General features: G+C 54.5%; 1 protein-coding gene. It reads left to right on the top strand.

Going from position 1 to position 431, the window contains the following annotated elements; all coding sequences use genetic code 11:
* A partial coding sequence (locus WM40_RS27410) for an IS6 family transposase (RefSeq protein WP_046154709.1) occupies positions 1-431 on the top strand: 431 nt, incomplete at both ends.

Raw genomic sequence — 431 nt, forward strand, 5'->3', positions numbered from 1 at the left:
CGGAAATGATGGCTGAGCGCGGTTTATCGCTGGCTCACACCACTATCATGCGCTGGGTAAAACGCTTTACCCCGGAGTTCGTTAAAAGTTGGAACCGATTTGCGATCCCTTCGGGTGGCTCGTGGCGTGTCGATGAGACCTATATGAGGATTCGTGGCAGATGGGTCTACCTGTACCGGGCTGTCGATCGAGATGGCCAGACGGTAGACTTCTTACTCAGGGTCAAACGCGATGTCGCAGCAGCCAAAGCCTTTTTTCGCAAGGCGATCAAGCATCAGGGAAAGCCACCAGAGACTATCACGCTCGATGGTTACGCTGCCTCGCACCGCGCGGTGCGGGAGATGAAGGCCGATGGCATGCTGCCTGAACACACGAAGGTCCGATCCTCGAAGTATCTGAACAATATGATTGAGCAGGACCATCGAAACATC

Source organism: Robbsia andropogonis (assembly GCF_000970345.1).
Classification (GTDB): Bacteria; Pseudomonadota; Gammaproteobacteria; order Burkholderiales; family Burkholderiaceae; genus Robbsia; species Robbsia andropogonis.